At 41.7% G+C, this 24,105-nt stretch carries 18 protein-coding genes; 12 read left to right on the top strand and 6 right to left on the bottom strand.

From position 1 onward, the window contains the following. The first annotated feature begins 147 nt into the window (after positions 1-147). The 4 genes from SP4011_RS08685 to SP4011_RS08670 all read left to right on the top strand — a co-directional run bounded on the left by SP4011_RS08685 (position 148) and on the right by SP4011_RS08670 (position 6,977). Positions 148-3,810 carry a LysM peptidoglycan-binding domain-containing protein gene (locus tag SP4011_RS08685; protein ID WP_338618832.1) on the top strand — a complete coding sequence of 1,221 codons (3,663 nt, stop codon included), beginning with the start codon at positions 148-150 and terminating at the stop codon, positions 3,808-3,810. Positions 3,811-3,973: 163 nt separating this feature from the next. Then, entirely contained in the window at positions 3,974-4,630 is a 657-nt protein-coding gene (vncR, locus tag SP4011_RS08680; RefSeq protein WP_023934212.1) for a response regulator transcription factor VncR, read from the top strand. Further along, positions 4,627-5,955, top strand: a complete 1,329-nt coding sequence (gene vncS / locus SP4011_RS08675; protein WP_338618830.1) for a sensor histidine kinase VncS — start codon at positions 4,627-4,629, stop codon at positions 5,953-5,955. The genes vncR and vncS overlap by 4 nt, the downstream gene beginning before the upstream one ends. Before the next feature lie 140 nt (positions 5,956-6,095). Next, positions 6,096-6,977: a class II fructose-bisphosphate aldolase gene (locus SP4011_RS08670; RefSeq protein ID WP_001018999.1), complete on the top strand. Its 882-nt coding sequence runs from the start codon at positions 6,096-6,098 to the stop codon at positions 6,975-6,977. Between the two features lie 317 nt (positions 6,978-7,294). On the opposite strand, the gene SP4011_RS08665 is transcribed toward SP4011_RS08670, so the two are convergent. From SP4011_RS08665 to SP4011_RS08645, 5 genes are all read right to left on the bottom strand, one after another. Beyond that, entirely contained in the window at positions 7,295-8,485 is a 1,191-nt protein-coding gene (locus SP4011_RS08665) for an oxidoreductase (protein ID WP_338618828.1), read from the bottom strand. Positions 8,486-8,743: 258 nt separating this feature from the next. Continuing rightward, on the bottom strand, positions 8,744-9,403 hold the full coding sequence (locus tag SP4011_RS08660) for an amino acid ABC transporter permease (protein ID WP_338618826.1): 660 nt from the start codon (positions 9,401-9,403) through the stop codon (positions 8,744-8,746). A 9-nt stretch (positions 9,404-9,412) separates the two neighbouring features. Then, a complete protein-coding gene (locus SP4011_RS08655) occupies positions 9,413-10,090 on the bottom strand; it encodes an amino acid ABC transporter permease (protein WP_050079315.1) in 678 nt (225 codons plus the stop codon). Between the two features lie 12 nt (positions 10,091-10,102). After that, positions 10,103-10,897 carry a transporter substrate-binding domain-containing protein gene (locus SP4011_RS08650; RefSeq protein WP_338618824.1) on the bottom strand — a complete coding sequence of 265 codons (795 nt, stop codon included), beginning with the start codon at positions 10,895-10,897 and terminating at the stop codon, positions 10,103-10,105. 10 nt (positions 10,898-10,907) lie between these two features. Then, positions 10,908-11,666 carry an amino acid ABC transporter ATP-binding protein gene (locus SP4011_RS08645; protein WP_001229569.1) on the bottom strand — a complete coding sequence of 253 codons (759 nt, stop codon included), beginning with the start codon at positions 11,664-11,666 and terminating at the stop codon, positions 10,908-10,910. Between the two features lie 176 nt (positions 11,667-11,842). Here SP4011_RS08645 and recJ point away from each other — a divergent pair, with 176 nt between their 5' ends. From recJ to SP4011_RS08605, 8 genes are all read left to right on the top strand, one after another. Further along, positions 11,843-14,065, top strand: a complete 2,223-nt coding sequence (gene recJ / locus SP4011_RS08640) for a single-stranded-DNA-specific exonuclease RecJ (RefSeq protein WP_338618820.1) — start codon at positions 11,843-11,845, stop codon at positions 14,063-14,065. A 173-nt stretch (positions 14,066-14,238) separates the two neighbouring features. Then, a complete protein-coding gene (locus tag SP4011_RS08635; protein WP_000065626.1) occupies positions 14,239-15,900 on the top strand; it encodes a ribonuclease J in 1,662 nt (553 codons plus the stop codon). 67 nt (positions 15,901-15,967) lie between these two features. Beyond that, complete coding sequence (locus SP4011_RS08630; protein WP_338618817.1) at positions 15,968-16,747, top strand: alpha/beta hydrolase family protein; 780 nt, start codon at positions 15,968-15,970, stop codon at positions 16,745-16,747. 111 nt (positions 16,748-16,858) lie between these two features. After that, positions 16,859-18,079: an aminoacyltransferase gene (locus SP4011_RS08625; RefSeq protein WP_338618815.1), complete on the top strand. Its 1,221-nt coding sequence runs from the start codon at positions 16,859-16,861 to the stop codon at positions 18,077-18,079. Between the two features lie 4 nt (positions 18,080-18,083). Then, the gene (gene murN / locus SP4011_RS08620; RefSeq protein ID WP_338618813.1) at positions 18,084-19,316 is read left to right on the top strand and encodes a peptidoglycan bridge formation alanyltransferase MurN; all 1,233 of its coding nucleotides are present in this window, start codon (positions 18,084-18,086) and stop codon (positions 19,314-19,316) included. A gap of 193 nt (positions 19,317-19,509) precedes the next feature. Further along, positions 19,510-20,211, top strand: coding sequence for a M57 family metalloprotease (locus SP4011_RS08615; RefSeq protein WP_338618811.1), 702 nt, complete (start codon positions 19,510-19,512; stop codon positions 20,209-20,211). Positions 20,212-20,249: 38 nt separating this feature from the next. Next, the gene (gene uvrC, locus SP4011_RS08610) at positions 20,250-22,097 is read left to right on the top strand and encodes an excinuclease ABC subunit UvrC (RefSeq protein ID WP_338618810.1); all 1,848 of its coding nucleotides are present in this window, start codon (positions 20,250-20,252) and stop codon (positions 22,095-22,097) included. Next, a complete protein-coding gene (locus SP4011_RS08605) occupies positions 22,087-22,920 on the top strand; it encodes a metallophosphoesterase family protein (RefSeq protein ID WP_338618809.1) in 834 nt (277 codons plus the stop codon). The genes uvrC and SP4011_RS08605 overlap by 11 nt, the downstream gene beginning before the upstream one ends. A gap of 219 nt (positions 22,921-23,139) precedes the next feature. Here SP4011_RS08605 and SP4011_RS08600 read toward each other — a convergent pair whose 3' ends face one another. Continuing rightward, positions 23,140-23,940 carry an amino acid ABC transporter substrate-binding protein gene (locus SP4011_RS08600; protein WP_338618808.1) on the bottom strand — a complete coding sequence of 267 codons (801 nt, stop codon included), beginning with the start codon at positions 23,938-23,940 and terminating at the stop codon, positions 23,140-23,142. Between the last annotated feature and the right edge of the window lie 165 nt (positions 23,941-24,105).

Raw genomic sequence — 24,105 nt, 5'->3', positions numbered from 1 at the left:
GGAATTGTGCATAAAAATCTATAGAAATCTTATCTTGAAAATAGATAGATAAATCTGTAGAAGCCTATCCATATCGCAAACATAGGCTAGTAGACCTAGGCAGGGTTTACTTTGGAAAATATAGAATAGTGAGGAAAAATAAACATTATGAGACAAACAAATGTTAGAGGAAGCTTGTCCCTCCGTGGTTTTAGAAAATTGAGAACTGGTGCAATTGTTGCGACAGGTGTGATTCTACTAGGTCTGGGCTTTTTAGCTCCAACTGTATCAGCTAATGAACAAGATGGTGTCTGGGTAGCCAGAACAGTTGCAGAAGTAAAAGCTGATATTCAAAATATAAACAATTTATCACACTACACAATTAAGTGGGGAGATACACTGAGTGCTATTAGTGGGGCAACGGGGCTATCTGTTGATAGTTTGGTTGAGATAAATCGTATTGCAAATAGAGATTTGATTTTTGCTAATAATAAATTGTATTTTAGCGAAGAAGCTTTTCTAAAAGATGGAAATACAGAAGTAAAAAGACAGCAAGTGTCGATTGATAATTCTGGTAGCCGTCAAAGTTATGAAGTTGAAACAAAGACAGATACTGTAACTGGAGAGCAAACTACTACTGTTAAACAAACGACACCAGTAGTTGTGGAAACACCAGCAGTATCATCGCCGAAAGTGGAAGAACCATCAACCTCAGCGCCAGCACAACCGGCGGAAGAATCCCCAGCGCCAGCACAGCCAACGGAAGAATCCCCAGCAGCGCCAGGTACAACAGAAACTCCAGCGCCAACGAAACCAACGGAAGAATCCCCAGCAGCGCCAGGAGCAACAGAGACACCAACTCCAGCGGCACCAGCGGAAGAAACCCCAGCAGCGCCAGGAACAACAGAAACGCCAGCGCCAGCACAACCGGCGGAAGAATCCCCAGCAGCGCCGGGAGCAACAGAGACACCAACTCCAGCGGCACCAGCGGAAGAAACCCCAGCAGTTCCAGGAACAACAGAGACACCAACTCCAGCGACACCAGCGGAAGACCACCCAGCAACGTCAGGCACAACAGAAACGCTAGCGCCAGCGACACCAGCGGAAGAAACCCCAGCAGCGCCAGGAACGACAGAACAACCAGCTCCAGCGGCACCAGCAGAAGGAAGCCCAGCAGCGCCAGGAGTAACAGAAACTCCAGCGCCAAAGAAACCAACAGAAGAAACCACAGCAGCGCCGGGAACAACAGAGACACCAACTCCAGCGGCACCAGCGGAAGAATCCCCAGCAGCGCCGGGAGCAACAGAACAACCAACTCCAGCGCAACCAACGGAAGACACAACAGGAACTCCGGATTTGAATCAACCAGCTAAAGAAAACGAGACAGTTGTAGCAGAAAAAGAAGAAACAGACAGAACAAATACGGGGAACCCAGAAAAAAATGGAGAAAATTCAGTAGATAAAGAAGATCCTGTTAAAAAAGCTAAAGACGATAGTATTAACGAAAATATAATGACTGTTTATAATCGGAAATTAGAAATAATTAATAAACTTTCTGATGAAAACAAAAAAAATGACTTAAAAAGGGGATTAGAAGCTTTAAAAAATGAAGCAGTAGCAGCTATAACAGAGGCGAATGATGAAGAGAAAGTAATTAGCGTTACAGAATATTATCAAAATGAAATTGATGGTTTTGAAGTTCCGGGAGAGGAATTCAATGGGCCAGATTATAGTAAAGAAGGTTTGTCGAATGGTAGAAATGATGGAACTACAATTGATGGTGATAGTACAGCAATAGGTCACGGTTCAGGTGAAGTCCCTTCAGAATCAACAACGAAATCTACAGAAGAAACACCAACTGCAGAAACAACCGTCTCAGAAGGAGAAGCTTCAGGAGAATCAGGTCAACCAGTAGAAGGAGCTTCTGATGAAGCGACTTCTAGCTCAAGCGATTCAACCTCTAATGAAGAAAAATTACAAAGCGATGAACCAGCTGAAGAAGCAGGGGCAGAACCAACAGCGGAGGTTTCAGAAACACCAGGAGCAGGGACTACAGGTGATCAAGGAAAAGAGTCAAAAGCAGAAGAACAATCATCAGGTACAGAAGTATCGAATGAGGGAGCAGAAACAACAGAGCCGACAGCAGAGGTTTCAGAGACATCAGGAGCAACAACTACAGGAGCTGAAGGAACAGACGGAGCTAATGTAGAATCTGAACAGAAATCAGAAACTACGAAAGTTGAAGAGTTAGAACCAGCGTCAGAGGGTACAACTTCAGGAAATCAGGGTCAACAAGTAGAAGAATCTTCAGAATCAAAAGAAGTAGAATCAACTGTTTCAGGTACAGAAAGCGAAGAAACAGGTACTTCAGGTGAGACCAGTACCGCTACACAGCCAGTTGGAGAAGAAGGTAAATCTGAAACAACAGAAGAAGCTTCAAATACAAGTTCTGAAGCGACAACACCGTCAGCTGAGGATTCAGCTACAGGAGATACAATAGCTCCAGAAACCTCTACAAATACAGAAGAAACTGTAAATCAATCAGTTGATTCATCGCATTCAGGAGCGGATTCATCAACTTCAGTAACAGAAGATAATAACGCAGAAACAAATTCACAAAATACTGAAGCTTCGACTGGAGACGGAAACTCAGAGTCACTTAATTCAGACTCAGAAAAATTACAAAGCGATGCACCAGCTGAAGAACATGATGGTTCAGAGAAGTCTCTAGAGAAAGAAACTGAAGATAGTAATAAAGCTGCGATTGATGATCATAAAAAACTAGCTGAGGAAGCTATTTCTACTAGTGATTTAGATGATACTCAAAAACAAGAGGCTCGAGATAGATTAAATGAACTGACAAATCTCTATTATAAAAAACTAGCTGAGGAGACAGATTTTGAAAAACAAACTCAGTTAGTTGATGAATATGAGACTTTGAGTCAAAGTATTCAAACTCCAGGAGCGACTATAGAAGGGGCAGCAGATTATACTAAACCAATCGAAAGCCATGCTGGCGGAACAACTATTGATGAAAATAGTACAGTAGCAAACAGCGCACTAACTTCTAGCAATCCATCTTCTCAGCCGTCCTCATCTGAAGACTCATCACAAACACAACCTGCGGCAACGTCAGACAGTTCTACAACTGGTAACTCAGGATTCCGAAGTGCAGGAACTTACCAACCTCGAGTAACTCGTCGTCGGAGAAGTATTGAGGAACCTCAAAACACAGTTTCACTTTATTATAATTTTGATGGTATGAAAGATATTCCAGGTTTCTTTGGTGATCCTGGTGAAGACAATACTGTTACGATTCCTGCTGGAACAAGTAAAGAGCGGGCAAAAGAATTAGTTGAAGCAAAAATTCAAGCTAAAGTTCAAGAATTAAATAAACGTGGATATACAGTAAAAAAAGAAATAGTATTTGAGCAAGATACTGATGTGAAAAACTTTAATTACGTAGTAACTTTCACTAAGGAAACTACAGGAACCACAGGTTTCAGGATGGCTCCAGCAGTTCAACCACGCGCTAGCAGAAATCGTAGAAGTCTAGAACAGCCAGCTCCTCAAAAGGTCAAAGTAAATGTATTTTATAACTTTGATAAAATGAAAGATATTGCAGGTTTCCTAGGATATATCGATGGAACTTCTCTTGAAGTCGCAGCTGGTTCAACAAATGAAGAGGTTAAAGCAGCTGTCAAGAGCCAAGTTGATGCTAAGAAAGAAGAGTTGAGCAAACGCGGCTATACTTTCAAAGAGGACTATGTCTATCAAGCTAATGGGAAAGATTATAATTACGTTGTAACATTTTCAAAAGCAGCTAAATAACCTTCATTCCACAGAGAGTGAAATGCAAGCAGAGAGAGCGATAGGCTCTCTTTGTTTTATCTAGTGGTCAGTTGCTTACAGACAAAAGGTCAGTAAGAGGCTATAATAAAAGTAGAGTAGGTAGTTATTCTAAGAAAAATAAAAAATAGAGAGCAGTTAAAGTATGAAAATTTTAATTGTAGAAGATGAAGAGATGATCCGTGAGGGGATCAGTGATTATTTGACGGATTGTGGTTATGAAACCATTGAGGCGGCGGATGGTCAGGAAGCCTTAGAAAAATTTTCCAGCTATGAAGTAGCCTTAGTTTTACTGGATATCCAGATGCCAAAGCTCAATGGCTTAGAAGTCCTAGCGGAAATTCGTAAAACCAGTCAGGTTCCTGTTTTGATGTTGACTGCCTTTCAGGATGAAGAATACAAGATGACTGCCTTTGCTTCGCTAGCAGATGGCTATCTGGAAAAGCCCTTCTCCCTCTCCCTCTTAAAAGTGAGGGTGGATGCGATTTTCAAGCGCTATTATGATACGGGAAGAATCTTTTCTTACAAGGATGCCAAGGTGGACTTTGAAAGCTACAGTGCAAGCCTCGCAGGTGAGGAAGTAGCTATCAATGCCAAAGAGTTAGAAATTCTTGATTATTTGGTGAAAAATGAAGGAAGAGCCTTGACTCGTTCTCAGATTATCGATGCAGTCTGGAAGGCGACAGATGAGGTTCCCTTTGACCGAGTCATTGATGTTTATATCAAGGAACTGCGGAAAAAGCTAGACCTGGACTGCATCCTCACTGTGCGCAATGTTGGTTATAAATTGGAGCGAAAATGAAACGAACAGGTTTATTTACAAAGATATTTATCTATACCTTCTCGATTTTTAGTGTTCTAGTCGTCTGTCTCCATTTAGCCATTTATTTTCTTTTTCCCTCGACTTATCTGAGCCATCGTCAGGAAACCATTGGCCAGAAGGCAACAGCCATTGCTAAATCCCTAGAGGGAAAGGATAGACAAAGCATTGAGCAAGTATTAGACTTGTATTCTCAGACCAGTGAGATCAAGGGGACAGTCAAGGGAGAGATGACCGAGGACAAGTTAGAAGTCAAGGGCAGTCTTCCTCTGGATACGGAACGTCAGACAACATCTCTTTTTATCGAGGAGCGTGAGGTGAAAACGCAAGACGGTGGCACCATGACCCTGCAATTTTTAGCTTCCATGGACTTGCAAAAGGAAGCAGAGCAGATCAGTCTCCAATTTCTCCCCTATACCTTGCTGGCATCCTTTCTAATTTCCCTCTTGGTGGCCTACATCTATGCTCGGACCATTGTGGCCCCGATTTTGGAAATCAAGCGGGTGACTCGTAGAATGATGGATTTGGATGCCCAAGTGCGATTGCGCGTGGATTCCAAGGATGAGATTGGTGATCTAAAGGAACAAATCAATAGCCTTTACCAGCATCTTTTGACTGTCATTGCGGACTTGCATGACAAGAATGAAGCCATTCTCCAGCTGGAAAAGATGAAGGTCGAATTCCTACGAGGGGCTTCTCATGAATTGAAAACACCTCTGGCTAGTTTGAAAATCCTGATTGAAAACATGAAAGAAAACATCGGTCGTTATAAGGATAGAGATCACTATCTGGGAGTTGCCTTGGGGATTGTGGATGAGCTCAATCATCACGTTCTCCAGATACTTTCTCTCTCTTCTGTACAGGAATTACGAGATGATAGGGAAGAAATTGACCTACACCAGATGACGCAAAGTCTGGTTAAGGATTATGCCTTGCTAGCCAAGGAAAGAGAGCTTCAGATAGACAATAGCTTGTCCCATCAGCAGGCCTATCTAAATCCATCAGTCATGAAGTTGATCCTGTCTAATCTCATCAGCAACGCCATCAAGCACTCTGTTCCAGGCGGCTTGGTTGGCATTGGAGAAAGAGAAGGGGAACTTTTTATCGAAAATAGCTGTAGCTCAGAGGAACAAGAAAAACTAGCCCAGTCTTTTTCTGACAATGCTAGTCGCAAGGCCAAGGGGTCTGGGATGGGGCTCTTTGTGGTCAAGAGTCTATTAGAACATGAAAAATTAGCTTATCGTTTTGAGATGAAGGAGAATCGTTTAACCTTCTTTATAGCTTTTCCAAAAGTCGCCCAAGACTAGATATAGAAAGGGTTTACATAGATGAAGCTAGAAGAAATTCAATCGAAACTGCGGGAAAAACTAGATTTTTTTGTCAAAAAGTGATAAAATGAACAATGTAAATGGGATGACCCATAAAAATATACAGGAGGCCTGATAAAATGGCAATCGTTTCAGCAGAAAAATTTGTCCAAGCAGCTCGTGACAACGGTTATGCAGTTGGTGGATTTAACACAAACAACCTTGAGTGGACTCAAGCTATCTTGCGCGCAGCAGAAGCTAAAAAAGCTCCAGTTTTAATCCAAACTTCAATGGGTGCTGCTAAATACATGGGTGGTTACAAAGTTGCTCGCAACTTGATCGCTAACCTTGTTGAATCAATGGGTATCACTGTACCAGTAGCTATCCACCTTGACCACGGTCACTACGAAGATGCACTTGAGTGTATCGAAGTTGGTTACACTTCAATCATGTTTGATGGTTCACACCTTCCAGTTGAAGAAAACCTTAAATTGGCTAAAGAAGTTGTTGAAAAAGCACACGCTAAAGGTATCTCAGTAGAAGCTGAAGTTGGTACTATCGGTGGTGAAGAAGACGGAATCATCGGTAAAGGTGAATTGGCTCCAATCGAAGACGCTAAAGCAATGGTTGCAACTGGTATCGACTTCTTGGCAGCTGGTATCGGTAACATCCACGGTCCTTACCCAGCAAACTGGGAAGGTCTTGACCTTGACCACTTGCAAAAATTGACAGAAGCTCTTCCAGGATTCCCAATCGTATTGCACGGTGGATCAGGTATTCCTGATGAGCAAATCCAAGCAGCTATCAAACTTGGTGTTGCCAAAGTTAACGTTAACACAGAATGCCAAATCGCATTTGCTAACGCAACTCGTAAATTTGCTCGTGACTACGAAGCAAACGAAGCAGAATACGACAAGAAAAAACTCTTCGACCCACGTAAATTCTTGGCTGACGGTGTAAAAGCTATCCAAGCATCAGTTGAAGAACGTATCGACGTATTCGGTTCAGAAGGTAAAGCTTAATCTAGCTGAATAATACATACAGAACCTGCCCATTGGGTGGGTTTTTTGATTTCAAGCTACTCGTTTTAGTATAGTAAACTGAAACTAGACTAGCACAATGCTTCTTCTATGGCGTTTTGAAACTGGAATAGGACGCCATGACTGCTAAAAGATTTCTATAAATTCATTTGATTTTCCTAATCAATTTGTTCGTATCCTATTCCATTTCACTATAAAACATTCTTATCAATTGATTTGAATACCAAAATTCCATCGCTCCGGTCTTGTTTCATTTGACTATAAAAAACTCCTGGGAAATTCCAGGAGAGTATGAGTGGTTATTTAAACTTGAATCCTTCGTAAATAATCTCTGTTTTTGGATTTTGTTTCTTAATCTGTTTGGCAAGTGACTTCATCATAGAAAGAGGACCACACATATAGACGCTTGCATGTTTGGGCACTTCTTCTTGTTCAAAATTAAGATAGCCGTCTTTCCTACTGTCTACTAGATGGAGTTCAAAATTAGGATTTTTCTGAGCATAGTCATGGAGCAAATCTATATAAACTGCATTTTCCTCTCCACGGAAGCTATAGTAGAAGTGAACCTGTTTATCCAAAATAGGATGTTCACGGATGTAAGAGATGAAGGGGGTAATCCCAATGCCTCCAGCAATCCAAACCTGATTTTCTCGTCCTCCTTCTATGATCATGTGCCCGTAAGCTCTGTCTACGCTTACTTTGCTGCCGACTTGAAGATTATCATAGATATTCTTGGTATGGTCACCTGAATTTTTGACAGTAAAGTAAAGCGTTTGGCCGCGACCGCCTGAGATAGAAAAGGGATGCGGAGCACTTTCAAAGTCTTCTTGGAAAATCTTTAGGAAGGCAAATTGTCCGGATTGATAGTTGAAAGGTCTGCTAAGATGAATTTGAATTTCTCTAGTATCGTGATTTAATCGTTTGAGATTGGTAATTTTCCCTAGATAGGGGAAGCCAATCTTTTGATATAGAAAAATGATATAAAAACCAGCTAGCAAGCCTAAAAGGGCATAGCTACCAACAAGAAAACTTAGAAGATTAAATGTAAGGAGACGATTGCCCATCATCATGTAGACGTGAAAGAGTCCGAAAATATAAGCTAGATAAACCAGACGGTGAATCCATCGCCAAGCTTCGTATTGAATGTATTTGCCTAAATAGGCGACAAGGATGATACTGGCAAAGATATAGATGGCAAGGTTGCCAAACTGAGCAGCTAAGCGAGAGCCCCACAGACCGCCCATACTAAAGTTATGAAAGATGAGTAGGATGATGGAGAGAAAGGCTGTGAATTTGTGGACGGTGTAGACCTTCTCCAAACCGTGAAACCAGCTTTCTAGTAGTGGGAGACGAGTGGCTAGGATAAAAGTCAGAGATAGGCTTGTTAAAGCTAGTCCTGGAATCATGAATTGGGGAGAAGTGCTCATCCAAGTCAACATAGTCAAGGCAAAACTAGCTATGATAAAGAGTAGTCCTTTGATTGATTTCATAAAAAATTCCATTTCATTAAGATTTTGATTTGTTGTAAACAAATTTGTTACATTTTATCATAGAAAAAGTATGGTGTCAAATTGAGGTCTATAAATATCTACTCTCATCAAAAAACTCTCCAATTTAACTGGAGAGTTACTGTTTATACTCAATGAAAATCAAAGAGCAAACTAGGAAGCTAGCCGCAGGTTGCTCAAAACACTGTTTTGAGGTTGCAGATGGAAGCTGACGTGGTTTGAAGAGATTTTCGAAGAGTATTATTCTGCAGCTTGTTGCCAACGTTTGGCTAGCATATGAGACAGGCTAGAAATGGCTAGGTTAAAGCTGAAGTAGATGAGGGCAATCAGGATATACAGGCTGAAGACTTGCTCTGGTTCGAAATAACGGCCCATGAGAATTTGGCTGGCTCCAAAGAGTTCTTGTAGGGCGATAACAGAGTAGAGAAGACTGGTATCCTTAATCACGGTTACAAACTGAGAAATGATGGCTGGCAACATTTTGCGAATGGCTTGTGGGAGAATGATGTGGTAGAGGATTTGTGCAGAAGTAAATCCTTGCGACATTCCTGCTTCGTACTGTCCCTTGTCTACGGCATTGAGACCGCCTCGAATAATCTCAGCTAGGGCCGCTGATGTAAAGAGAGTGAAGGCTGTAATACCTGCTGGAGTGGACTTCATCTTGAAAACCAAAAAGATAGTGAAAATCCAGAGGAGGTTAGGAACGTTACGCACAAACTCGATATAAATGCTGGAGATGATTCGCAAGACAGGATTTTTGCCATTTCTCATGACGGCTAGCACCGTACCGATAAAGGTAGAGAGGATGATGGCAATCAGAGAAATGTAGAGAGTCAAGCCAAATCCTTTAAAGATAAAGATTAGGTTATCTGGGGTCAAAACTTCTAAAATGGATTCCATAGTAACCTCCTAAAGTGAATAGGCTTTTTTGTTGGCTTGCTCCATCTTGCGACCAAACTGGGCAACAGGGAAGCAGAGAGAAAAGTAGAGAAGGGCAGCGCCTAGAAAGGCTGGGATATAGTTTCCGTTAAGTGCTGACCAGGACTTGGTCACAAACATCAAGTCCACTCCAGAAATGATAGCGACTGTCGAGGTGTTCTTGATGAGGTTGACGATTTGATTGGTCAAAGGAGGGAGAATGATACGGAAGGCTTGAGGTAAGATAATCAAGCGCATGGCGCTGATATAGGTAAAACCTTGCGACAAGGCGGCCTCCATCTGACCGCTAGGGATGGACTGAATCCCTGAGCGAATAACCTCAGCGATATAGGCGCCGTGATAGAGCCCTACGCAGAGAACAGCTGTCCAATAAATCGGAATCATGATGGTGTGGTCACTGATAAGAGGTAGACCATAAAAGACGATAACAAACTGCACCAAGAGGGGAGTGTTTTGGTAAAACTCCACAAAGATGCGAGATAAAATGCGCAAAATTGGACGTTTGCTGGTTGACATGGCTCCGAAGAAGATGCCTAAAACCATGGCTAGGATAAAGGAGCCGATAGCTAGGGCAAGAGTGAAGAGGAATCCATTGAAAAATTGTCCAAAATCCTGAAAATAGGCTGTCCAAGATGATAAATCTGTCATGGGGTATCCTCCTTAATCTGCAGTATGGCTAGATGGTTTGAGCTTGTAACGGTCATAGAGTTTTTGTAAACGGCCATCCTTGCTCCATTTAGTAACCAAGTTATCGAGATAGTCGTTGAGCTCTGTATTTGATTTCTTGGTGACGATACCGTAGTCAGAGGGCTTGAAACTATCATCTAGTAGTGCTGTCCGTTTGCTGATGTAGCCAGATAGAATAGAGCGGTCAACGGAAAAGGCATCAATACGGTGAGCATGAAGGGAAGTAATCAATTCTGGGTAGGAACCAAGTTCGACGAATTTAAACTTCAGACCTTTCTTTTTACCCAGTTCAGTAATCAGGCGTTGGGTGATGGAACCTTGGGCAACTCCGATGGTTTTGCCGTTTAGGTCCTCAATCTTTTTGATTTTGGCAGATTTATTGACCAAAAAGCCAGAAGCATCTGTGTAGTAAGGGCTGGTAAAGTTGTAGAGTTTTTTGCGTTCGTCTGTGATGGTAAAGGTTGCGATATCCATATCGACCTGTTCATTGTCTAGGAGTGGTCCACGGGTTTGTGCGGTAACAGGCACATAGCGAACTTTGACCTTGAGCTCATCGGCTACCATCCTGGCCAAGTCCGTTTCGATACCAGAAAAGGTCCCTGTCTTGGGATCCTTGTAACCGAAATTGGGAACGTCTTGTTTGACACCGACAACCAGCTCGCCTCTCTTTTGAATGTCTGCGATACTAGTATCAGCCTGAACTGGTTTTGTAGCAGCAAGGCCCAAAAGGCTAATCAATAATGCGGATAAAAAGAATTTCTTTTTCATAGGTGCCTCCTTATTTGACTTTGTCACTTTCGTGGTTGATGATCTTGCTGAGAAATTGTTGGGCACGAGGTTCGCTTGGATTGTCGAAAAAGTCATCAACATCTGTGGTATCTACTAAAACCTCTCCGTCAGCCATAAAGATGATGCGGTCAGCAACTTCACGGGCAAAGCCCATTTCATGGGTAACGACAATCATATTCATACCATCGTGGGCCAATTTTTGCATAACCGCTAGAACATCGCCGATGGTTTCAGGGTCAAGAGCAGATGTTGGTTCATCAAAGAGGAGGAGTTCAGGATGCATAGCGAGGCCACGTGCGATGGCAATCCGTTGTTTTTGTCCACCAGAAAGCATGGCTGGATATGAATCTTTCTTGTCCCACATATTTACAAATTCCAGATATTTTTGAGCTGTTTTTTCAGCTTCTTTTTTATCAATTCCTAAAACTTTTATAGGTGCTAGTGTTACATTTTCTAACACTGTTTTATGCGGATAGAGGTTGAAATGTTGGAAAACCATGCCTACTTCCTTGCGAAGAGGCACCAAATCTTTCTGGCTGGCACCAGCAACTTGGTGACCATTGACTAGAAGGCTTCCCTTGTCAACAGCCTCCAAACCATTGATGGTGCGGATAAGAGTGGATTTTCCAGAACCAGATGGTCCGAGTAGGACAACGACTTGTCCTTTTTCAAAACGGAGATTGATGTCGCGGAGTGCGTGGTAGTCTCCGTAATATTTTTCGACGTGTTCAAATTCTACTAAAGCCATAAGGAATCTCCTTTGTGTTAGATTTTATAACACGATTCTACACCAAAAGAATTGCCTTGTCAAATCATATCTGAAAAAATTCACTAAAATGTTATAAAAAAGCAATCTGGATAGAGAAAAAGCCTAAATCATGTTATAATGAAGCGATAGAATTCTTAGAAAGAGTGGATGTCTTTTTGATAACACCTACTTATGAATGGCAGTTTGCCCCGCAAGTAGAAGATGCGGATTTTACAAAGATAGCCAAGAAGGCTGGATTGGGTCCTGAGGTGGCTCGGTTATTATTTGAGAGAGGGATTCAGGACCAAGAAAGTCTGAAGAAGTTTTTAGAACCTTCCTTGGAGGACTTGCACGACCCTTATCTGCTCCATGATATGGACAAGGCGGTGGAACGGATTCGTCATGCCATTGAAGAAGGGGAAAATATTCTCGTTTATGGTGATTATGATGCGGATGGTATGACTTCGGCTTCGATTGTTAAGGAAAGTTTGGAACAGCTTGGTGCCGAGTGCCGGGTTTATCTTCCCAATCGTTTTACCGACGGTTATGGACCTAATGCCAGTGTTTACAAATATTTTATCGAGCAAGAAGGAATTTCCTTGATTGTGACGGTGGATAATGGGGTTGCTGGTCACGAGGCTATTGAATTGGCCCAGTCTATGGGAGTAGATGTCATTGTGACTGACCATCATTCCATGCCTGAAACCTTACCTGATGCCTATGCCATCGTTCATCCTGAACATCCAGATGCGGACTATCCTTTCAAATATTTGGCGGGTTGTGGAGTGGCCTTCAAGCTGGCTTGTGCCCTGTTAGAAGAAGTGCAAGTGGAATTGCTTGATTTGGTCGCTATTGGTACCGTTGCAGATATGGTTAGTTTGACAGATGAGAACCGTATCTTGGTTCAGTATGGTCTGGAAATGTTGGGACATACTCAGCGTATTGGTCTACAAGAAATGCTGGATATGGCTGGGATTGCTGCCAATGAAGTGACAGAAGAGACAGTTGGTTTCCAGATTGCTCCTCGTTTAAATGCCTTAGGTCGCTTGGACGATCCCAATCCAGCCATTGATTTGCTGACTGGATTTGACGACGAGGAAGCTCACGAGATTGCCCTTATGATTCATCAGAAAAACGAAGAGCGCAAGGAAATCGTCCAGTCAATTTATGAAGAAGCTAAGACCATGGTGGATCCTGAAAAGAAGGTCCAAGTCTTGGCCAAGGAAGGCTGGAATCCTGGGGTTCTAGGAATCGTGGCTGGTCGTTTGTTGGAAGAATTGGGACAGACAGTCATTGTTCTTAATATAGAAGACGGTCGTGCCAAAGGCAGTGCTCGTAGTGTGGAAGTAGTAGATATTTTTGAGGCTCTGGATCCTCATCGAGATCTTTTTATCGCCTTTGGTGGACATGCTGGTGCAGCAGGGATGACGCTGGAAGTGGAGAAACTCTCAGATTTATCTCAGGTCTTGGAAGATTATGTTCGTGAAAAAGGTGCAGATGCTGCTGGCAAGAATAAGTTAAACCTAGATGAAGAGTTGGATTTGGAGACTTTGAGTCTTGAAACAGTCAAGAACTTTGAGCGCTTGGCACCTTTTGGAATGGATAATCAGAAACCTGTCTTTTATATCAAGGATTTTCAGGTCGAAAGTGCCCGTACTATGGGGGCAGGCAATGCCCATCTCAAACTGAAAATCTCTAAGGGGGAAGCTAGTTTTGAAGTGGTAGCCTTTGGACAAGGTAGATGGGCAACAGAATTTGCCCAAACCAAGAATCTAGAGTTGGCGGTTAAATTGTCTGTCAATCAATGGAATGGTCAAACTGCTCTCCAGTTGATGATGGTAGATGCGCGTGTGGAGGGTGTTCAACTCTTTAACATTCGTGGGAAAAATGCAGTCTTGCCAGAAGGAGTTCCAGTCTTGGATTTTTCTGGAGAACTGCCAAATCTTGCGGATAGTGAAGCTATTGTCGTGAAAACCATTCCTGAGGATATTACCCTGCTGAAGACCATTTTTCAGAAACAGAATTTTTCCGCTGTCTATTTCAAAAATGATATTGACAAGGCCTACTATCTGACAGGGTATGGGACTAGAGAGCAGTTTGCCAAATTGTACAAGACCATTTACCAGTTTCCAGAGTTTGATATTCGCTACAAGCTGAAAGATTTGGCAGCTTATCTTAATATCCAACAAATCTTGCTGGTCAAGATGATTCAAGTATTTGAAGAGCTAGGCTTTGTGACGATCAAAGATGGTGTCATGACAGTGAATAAAGAGGCACCAAAGCGGGAAATCGGAGAAAGTCAAATTTACCAGAATCTCAAACAAACCGTCAAAGACCAAGAAATGATGGCGCTGGGTACCGTGCAAGAAATTTATGACTTTTTAATGGAAAAAGAGTAGATCATAGGAAAGAGTTGGGAAACCAGCTCTTTTTTGAAAACAAATCTTCATTTTGAAAATCATCAAAAAAATGGTATAATGGTAAGAAAAGATTCGGCTAAAAGTAATAGTGCTTTTAGAATAAAAGGGCAAGCAACCCTATAATCAAGATGAACTAAGATTTTGGAGGAAAAATGAGTAATATTAGTTTAACAACACTTGGTGGTGTACGTGAAAATGGGAAAAATATGTACATTGCTGAAATTGGAGAGTCCATTTTTGTTTTGAATGCAGGGTTAAAATATCCCGAAAATGAACAATTAGGGGTCGATGTGGTGATTCCAAAGATGGACTACCTTTTTGAAAATAAAGATCGAATTGCTGGGGTATTTTTAACTCACGGACATGCAGATGCTATTGGTGCTCTGCCTTATCTCTTGGCTGAAGCCAAGGTACCTGTATTTGGCTCTGAGTTGACCATTGAGTTGGCAAAACTCTTTGTCAAAGGAAATGACGCAGTCAAGAAATTTAATGATTTTCATGTTATTGATGAAGATACGGAGATTGATTTTGGTGGGACAGTGGTTTCCTTCTTCCCTACGACTTACTCCGTTCCAGAGAGCCTGGGAATTGTCTTGAAGACAGCTGAAGGGAGCATCGTTTATACAGGTGACTTCAAATTTGACCAGACAGCTAGTGAATCCTATGCGACAGACTTCGCTCGTTTGGCAGAAATCGGTCGTGACGGCGTCCTGGCTCTCCTCAGTGATTCGGCCAATGCGGACAGCAATATTCAGGTGGCTAGTGAAAGTGAAGTTAGAGATGAAATTACCCAAACCATTGCTGACTGGGAAGGTCGTATCATCGTTGCAGCTGTTTCCAGTAACCTTTCTCGTATCCAGCAGATTTTTGACGCTGCGGATAAAACAGGTCGACGTATCGTCTTGACAGGATTTGATATTGAAAATATCGTCCGCACAGCGATTCGTCTCAAGAAGTTGTCTTTAGCCAACGAAATTCTCTTGATTAAGCCGAAAGATATGTCTCGCTTTGAAGACCATGAGTTGATTATTCTTGAGACAGGTCGTATGGGTGAACCTATCAATGGACTTCGTAAGATGTCGATTGGTCGCCATCGTTATGTAGAAATCAAGGATGGGGACCTGGTCTATATTGCTACGGCTCCGTCTATTGCTAAAGAAGCCTTCGTTGCGCGTGTGGAAAATATGATTTATCAGGCAGGAGGGGTTGTCAAATTGATTACCCAAAGTTTACATGTATCAGGGCACGGAAATGCGCGTGATTTGCAGTTGATGATCAATCTCTTGCAACCTAAGTATCTCTTCCCAATTCAAGGGGAATACCGCGAGTTGGATGCCCATGCTAAGGCTGCTATGGCAGTAGGTATGTTGCCAGAACGCATTTTCATTCCTAAAAAGGGAACCAGCATGGCTTATGAGAATGGGGACTTTGTCCCAGCTGGAGCGGTTTCGGCAGGGGATGTCTTGATTGACGGGAATGCCATTGGTGATGTTGGAAATGTGGTTCTTCGTGACCGCAAGGTCTTGTCAGAGGATGGTATTTTCATCGTCGCAATCACCGTTAACCGTCGTGAGAAGAAAATTGTGGCCAAGGCTCGTGTTCACACGCGTGGATTTGTTTATCTCAAGAAGAGCCGCGATATTCTCCGTGAAAGTTCAGAATTGATTAACCAGACGGTAGAAGACTATCTGCAAGGAGATGACTTTGACTGGGCAGACCTTAAAGGGAAGGTTCGTGATAATTTAACTAAGTATCTCTTTGACCAGACTAAGCGTCGTCCAGCTATTTTACCAGTAGTCATGGAAGCAAAATAATCTTTGAAATAAACAGAGAGAAAGTCGAGTTTCGGCTTTTTCTTATAGAAAAATAGAGGAAAAAATTATGGCAGTAATGAAAATCGAGTATTACTCACAAGTTTTGGATATGGAGTGGGGAGTGAATGTCCTCTATCCTGATGCTAATCGAGTGGAAGAACCAGATTGTAAAGACATTCCAGTCTTGTACCTCTTGCACGGGATGTCTGGCAACCATAATAGCTGGCTCAAGCGTACCAATGTAGAACGCTTGCTTCGAGGAACCAACCTCATCGTCGTCATGCCCAATACCAGCAACGGTTGGTACACCGATACCCAATATGGTTTTGACTATTATACAGCTCTAGCAGAGGAATTGCCAGAGGTTCTGAAACGCTTCTTCCCTAATATGACTAGCAAGCGTGAAAAGACCTTTATCGCTGGTCTATCTATGGGAGGCTACGGCTGCTTTAAACTGGCTCTTGCTACAAATCGTTTCTCTCGTGCAGCTAGCTTTTCAGGCGCCCTTAGCTTTCAAGAGTTTTCTCCTGAAAGCCAAAATCTGGGGACACCAGCTTACTGGAGAGGTGTGTTTGGGGAGATTAAAGATTGGACAGCTAGTTCCTATTCTCTTGAAAGTTTGGCTAAAAAATCGGACAAAAAGACCAAGCTGTGGGCTTGGTGTGGCGAGCAGGATTTCTTGTATGAAGCCAATAATCTAGCAGTGAAAAATCTCAAAAAATTAGGTTTTGATGTGACCTATAGCCATAGCGTTGGAACTCACGAATGGTATTACTGGGAAAAACAATTGGAAGTTTTTTTAGCAACCCTACCGATTGATTTCAAATTAGAAGAGAGATTGACTTAGTTTGAACTTCAGCATAGGGGGAGTAGAACTAAAATAAAATATGTTTTCACTAGACTTTTCAAACGAAAGTAGTAGAATAGTAATAAGATACTGGAGGAAAGAGAGTAGGAAATGTACCGTTATCAAATTGGCATTCCCACATTAGAATATGATCAGTTTGTCAAAGACCATGAATTAGGCAATGTATTACAAAGTAGTGCTTGGGAGGAAGTTAAGTCTGACTGGGAACATGAGAAGTTTGGTGTTTACAGGGAAGAAAAATTACTGGCGACAGCTAGTATTTTGATTAGAGCTCTTCCGCTAGGCTATAAAATGTTTTACATCCCAAGAGGACCCATATTGGATTATGGGGATACAGAACTTTTGAGTTTTGTCATTCAGTCCATTAAGTCTTATGCTCGCAGTAAGAGAGCGATTTTTGTGACTTTTGACCCAAGTATTTGCCTATCTCAAAGTTTAATCAATCAGGAAAAAACAGAATTTCCTGAAAATCTGGCTATTATTGATAGTTTGCAACAAATGGGAGTAAGGTGGTCAGGAAAAACAGAGGAAATGGGAGACACCATTCAACCTCGTATTCAGGCGAAAATATATAAGGAAAATTTTGAAGAAGATAAACTTTCCAAGTCAACAAAACAGGCTATTCGAACAGCACGGAATAAGGGGGTAGAGATTCAATTTGGTGGAACTGAATTATTGGAGTCTTTTTCCTTTTTGATGAAAAAAACCGAGAAGCGAAAAGAGATTCATTTGAGGAATGAAGCCTATTATAAAAAGTTATTAGATAACTTCAAAGAAGATTCCTATATCACGCTAACGAGTTTGGATGTTTCTAAGCGTTTAAGAGAATTAGAAGAACAGTTAGAAAAAAATAGAGTAGTTGCAGAAAAATTTAATGATGCAACCAAACCTTCAAAAGTTCAGGAAAATATAAAAGAAAAAGAACGTTTAGAAGAGGAAATAGATTTCTTGCAGGGATATATGAATATGGGAAAATCAAACATTCCGTTAGCGGCTACTTTGAGTTTGGAATTTGGTACTACCTCTGTCAATCTATATGCTGGTATGGATGATGATTTTAAACGTTACAATGCACCAATTTTAACTTGGTATGAAACGGCTCGCTATGCCTTTGAGCGAGGTATGGTCTGGCAAAATTTAGGTGGTGTTGAAAACTCTCTCAATGGTGGACTTTATCATTTTAAGGAAAAATTTAATCCAACGATTGAAGAATACTTGGGTGAATTTACAATACCTACCCATCCTCTCTATCCTCTGTTAAGACTTGCTCTTGATTTCCGTAAAACATTAAGAAAAAAACATAGAAAGTAAGTATATGGCACTAACTACACTCACGAAAGAAGAGTTTCAGGCTTATTCTGATCAGGTTTCTTCTCGTTCCTTTATGCAATCTGTCCAGATGGGGGATTTGCTAGAAAAAAGAGGGGCTCGAATTGTTTATCTTGCTTTGAAACAAGAAGGAGAGATTCAAGTTGCAGCTCTGGTTTATAGCTTGCCCATGCTGGGTGGTCTGCATATGGAGATCAATTCGGGTCCGATTTATACCCAACAAGATGCTCTTCCGGCTTTTTATGCGGAGTTAAAAGAATATGCCAAGCAAAATGGTGTATTAGAGTTGCTTGTAAAACCTTATGAAACTTACCAAACTTTTGATAGCCAAGGTAATCCAATAGATGCTGAGAAAAAAAGTATTATTCAAGGTTTGACTGATTTAGGGTATCAATTTGATGGGTTGACGACAGGGTATCCAGGTGGAGAACCGGATTGGTTATATTATAAAGATTTGACTGAATTAACTGAAAAGAATTTGCTTAAAAGTTTTAGCAAAAAGGGTAAACCCTTGGTGAAAAAGGCTGAAACCTTTGGCATTCGGTTGAAAAAGTTAAAACGTGAAGAACTATCGATTTTTAAGAATATCACAAAAGAAACCTCTGAACGTAGAGAATATAGTGATAAAAGTTTAGAATATTATGAGCATTTTTATGATGCTTTTGGAGAACAAGCGGAGTTTCTCATAGCAAGCTTGAATTTTTCGGACTATATGAGCAAATTGCAAGGTGAGCAAAGTAAACTAGAAGAAATCTTGGACAAGTTACGACTTGATTTGAGTAAAAATCCTCATTCTGAAAAAAAACAAAATCAACTGAGAGAATATTCTAGTCAATTTGAAACGTTTGAAGTTCGAAAAGCAGAAGCGCGAGACTTGATTGAAAAATATGGAGAAGAAGATATTGTTTTAGCCGGGAGTTTATTTGTTTATATGCCTCAGGAAACGACTTATCTCTTTAGTGGTTCCTACACTGAGTTTAATAAATTCTATGCCCCTGCACTGCTTCAAAAATATATTATGTTGGAAAGTATAAAACGTGGAATACCTAAATACAACTTCCTAGGGATTCAAGGGATTTTTGATGGAAGTGATGGTGTTTTGCGTTTTAAACAAAATTTTAATGGCTATATTGTACGCAAAGCAGGAACTTTCCGTTACCATCCATCACCTTTAAAATACAAAGCTATTCAGTTATTCAAAAAAATAGTAGGACGTTAATACTCTTCGAAAATCTCTTCAAACCACGTCAGCTCTATCTGCAACCTCAAAACAGTGTTTTGAGCAGCCTGCGGCTAGCTTCCTAGTTTGGCTCTTTGATTTTCATTGAGTATAAGATGAAAAAGCCAGTATTTAGTTTTCTTTCAGCTTGTTTTAGTAAAATAGTCTTTATTTTCTAGAAAGGTGGAGGGAAATGCGCTGGCTTTTTCGTTTGATAGGAGCTTTCTTTTCTTTTGTTTGGCGTTTGTTTTGGCGCCTGGTTTGGTTAGTTGTGCTCTTATGTATTCTTGCTTTCGGACTTCTCTGGTATCTTAACGGAGATTTTCAAGGAGCGCTAAAGCAAGCAGAGCGGTCAGTCAAGATTGGTCAACAAAGTATTGACCAATGGGAAAAAACAGGGCAACTGCCTAAGTTGAATCAGACAGATAGCCACCAGCATTCTGAAGGAAGATGGCCACAGGCTTCTGCTCGTATTTACTTGGATCCCCAGATGGATTCACACTTTCAAGAAGCTTATGTAGAAGCGATTCAGAATTGGAATCAAACAGGTGCTTTTAATTTTGAGCTCGTGACTGAGGCCGGCAAGGCAGATATTATGGCTACGGAGATGAATGACGGAGGTACTCCTGTGGCAGGAGAGGCGGAAAGTCAGACCAATCTCTTAACAGGACAATTCTTGTCTGTCACGGTGCGGTTGAATCACTATTATCTGTCCAATCCTAACTATGGCTATTCCTATGAGCGCCTTGTCCATACGGCAGAACATGAGTTGGGTCATGCGATTGGCTTGGACCATACAGATGAGAAGTCTGTCATGCAACCAGCAGGTTCCTTTTATGGTATCCAGGAAGAGGATGTTGAAAGACTTCGAAAATTATATGAGACCAATGAGTAGGGGACTATCTTTCCCTACTTTTTTGCTATAATGGAACTATGAATAACTTGATTAAATCAAAACTAGAGCTCTTGCCAACCAGCCCTGGTTGCTACATTCACAAGGATAAAAACGGCACCATTATCTATGTAGGAAAGGCTAAAAATCTGCGTAACCGCGTAAGATCTTATTTCCGTGGAAGTCATGATACCAAAACAGAGGCCTTGGTGTCTGAAATTGTAGATTTTGAATTTATCGTTACGGAGTCCAATATTGAGGCACTTCTCCTAGAAATCAACTTGATCAAGGAAAATAAGCCTAAGTACAATATCATGCTCAAGGATGACAAGTCCTATCCTTTCATCAAAATTACTAATGAGCGCTATCCTCGTTTAATTATCACCCGACAGGTCAAAAAGGACGGAGGTCTCTACTTTGGACCTTATCCCGATGTGGGGGCAGCCAATGAAATCAAGCGGCTACTGGATCGGATTTTCCCTTTTCGTAAGTGTACCAATCCACCGTCTAAGGTCTGTTTTTACTATCATATCGGCCAATGTATGGCCCATACCATCTGTAAGAAGGATGAGGACTATTTCAAGTCTATGGCTCAGGAGGTTTCTGATTTTCTGAAAGGGCAGGATGATCAAATTATCGATGACCTCAAGGGCAAGATGGCAACGGCAGCCCAGACTATGGAATTTGAACGTGCGGCGGAATACCGTGACCTGATTCAGTCCATTGGAACGCTTCGGACCAAGCAACGGGTCATGGCTAAGGATCTCCAAAATCGGGATGTCTTTGGCTACTATGTGGACAAGGGATGGATGTGTGTTCAGGTTTTCTTTGTTCGTCAGGGAAAACTCATTGAGCGAGATGTCAATCTTTTCCCTTATTACAATGATCCAGATGAGGATTTTCTAACCTATGTAGGACAATTCTATCAAGAAAAATCTCACCTGGTTCCCAATGAGGTACTGATTCCGCAGGATATCGATGAAGAAGCCGTCAAGGCCTTGGTGGATACCAAGATTATCAAACCCCAGCGTGGTGAGAAAAAACAACTGGTCAATCTAGCTATAAAGAATGCCCGAGTCAGCCTAGAACAGAAATTTAACCTGCTAGAGAAATCTGTTGAAAAGACCCAAGGGGCTATTGAAAATCTGGGACGTTTGCTTCAAATCCCGACACCAGTCCGCATCGAATCCTTTGATAACTCCAATATCATGGGAACCAGTCCTGTTTCAGCCATGGTGGTCTTTGTCAACGGTAAACCAAGTAAGAAGGATTATCGTAAGTACAAGATAAAAACGGTTGTCGGTCCAGACGATTATGCCAGCATGAGAGAGGTCATTCGCAGGCGTTATGGTCGAGTTCAACGTGACGGCTTGACTCCGCCAGATTTGATTGTCATTGATGGGGGGCAAGGTCAGGTCAATATCGCCAAGCAAGTAATCCAAGAGGAGTTGGGCTTGGATATCCCCATTGCAGGTCTGCAAAAGAATGATAAGCACCAAACCCATGAATTGCTCTTTGGAGATCCGCTTGAGGTGGTGGAGTTGTCTCGCAATTCTCAGGAATTTTTCCTCCTCCAACGCATTCAAGATGAGGTGCACCGCTTTGCCATTACTTTCCATCGCCAACTGCGCTCCAAAAATTCCTTTTCTTCACAACTGGATGGAATTGACGGTCTGGGACCTAAACGCAAGCAAAATCTCATGAAGCATTTCAAGTCTCTGACCAAAATTAAGGAAGCAAGTGTGGATGAGATTGTCGAAGTCGGTGTGCCTAGAGCAGTCGCAGAGGCTGTGCAGAGGAAGTTGAACCCGCAGGAGTCAGAAGCCTTGCCTCAAGTGGCAGAAGAAAGAGTAGATTACCAAACGGAAGGAAACTACAATGAACCATAAAATCGCAATTTTATCAGATATTCATGGAAATGCGACGGCGCTAGAAGCAGTGATTGCAGATGCTAAAAATCAAGGAGTCAGTGAATACTGGCTTATGGGAGACATTTTTCTCCCTGGTCCAGGCGCAAATGACTTAGTCGCCCTGCTAAAGGACCTTCCTATCACAGCCAGTGTTCGAGGCAATTGGGATGATTGTGTCCTGGAGGTCTTGGATGGGCAATACGGTTTGGAAAATCCGCAAGAAATCCAGCTCATGCGAATGACTCAGTTCTTGATGGAGCGAATGGATCCTGCAACGATTGTCTGGCTACGAAGCTTGCCTATGCTGGAAAAGAAAGAAGTTGAGGGGCTGCGCTTTTCTATCTCTCATAATTTACCTGACAAAAATTATGGTGGGGATCTACTGGTTGAGAATGATACAGAGAAATTTGACCAACTCCTAGATGATGAAGTTGACGTGGCAGTCTATGGTCATGTTCACAAGCAGTTGCTTCGTTATGGCAGTCAAGGGCAACAAATCATCAATCCAGGTTCGATTGGCATGCCCTATTTTAATTGGGAGGCGTTAAAAAATCACCGTGCCCAGTATGTCGTGATAGAAGTTGAAGATGGGGAATTGGTAAATATCCTATTTCGTAAAGTCGCTTATGACTATGAAGCGGAGTTGGAATTGGCCAAATCCAAGGGGCTTCCCTTTATCGAAATGTATGAAGAGCTACGTCGTGAAGATAACTATCAGGGGCACAATCTGGAACTCTTAGCCAGCTTAATAGAAAAGCATGGGTATGTAGAGGATGTGAAGGATTTTTTTGATTTTTTGTAAAAGTTTCCTAAAATAACTAATGCAAACTAAAAAGCGATTGGCTGGTCCAATCGCTTTTAATATATCTTATACTCAATGAAAATCAAAGAGCAAACTAGTAAGCTAGCCGCAGGTTGGTCAAAGCACTGCTTTGAGGTTGTAGATAAGACTGACAAAGTCAGTTACATATATCTACGGCAAGGCGAAGCTGACGTGATTTGAAGAGATTTTCGAAGAGTATTATTGTAACTGAGATTGATCTGGGAGATAAGAGCCACCTAGATAGGTATTGCTGAGTTTTTCGAGTGTTCCGTCTTGATAGAGTTCTTTGAGAGCTTTATCGAATTGCTCTTTAAACTCTTTCTGGTCGCTTGAGAAAACAATATAGTTGCTGGGGCTATCAGCAGAAGGCAAGTCAACCACAGAAAGATCCAAACCACGGTCCTTGATAATCTTTTGAACGGATACCTTGTCAAAAACGAGGAAATCAAATTCACCGTTAGAGAGGTCTAGGATTCGTTTACCGATATCCTCGCCAGAAAAATCAATCGTAGCGGGATTGTCAGTGTGTTTTTGATTCCAGTTATTGATGAATTGAGCGTTTGATGTTCCGGTATCCTCTTGAGTTGTTTTACCAGCGATTTGGTCAAGAGAAGTCAAAGGATTTTTCTTGTTGCTGACGAGGACGAGAGGATTATTGGAAATCGGAAGTGAGTAGAGGTATTTTTCAGCGCGCTCTTTTGTGTAACTCAAGTTATTGGCCGCAGCCTGATAGTGACCAGAATCAAGTCCTGGGAAGATGCTCTCCCAAGCAGTTCTTTGGAATTGAATCTCGTAGTCGCTGAGTTTTTGATCCACTGCCTTTAGAACTTCAATATCGAAACCTGTCAAATTGCCCTTGTCTTCGTAGTCAAATGGTGGCACGTCGCCAGCTGTAGCAACGACGATTGTCTTTTGAGAGCTGGTCTCTTTAGGTGTGGCTTGATTTCCACAGGCAACTAAAAATGGGAAGATGAGTAGTAAAAGGCTAAATTTTTTCATAATGTCTCCATTCAAATGTAAAGTACTTGCTAGTTTATCAGAAACTGTCTTGATGAACCAATATATATTTTTTATGGTTGTGATAAAAAAACTTAATCATGAAAAATCCCTGCAAGCTCTTTCAAATTATGGTAGAATGGAAGCAGTAGAATTAGAAAAGGAAAT

It is taken from the genome of Streptococcus parapneumoniae (genome assembly GCF_037076355.1).
Lineage (GTDB): Bacteria > Bacillota > Bacilli > Lactobacillales > Streptococcaceae > Streptococcus > Streptococcus parapneumoniae.
Note: the sequence above shows the minus strand (reverse complement) of the source record. Positions and strands in the feature narration are given on the sequence as shown.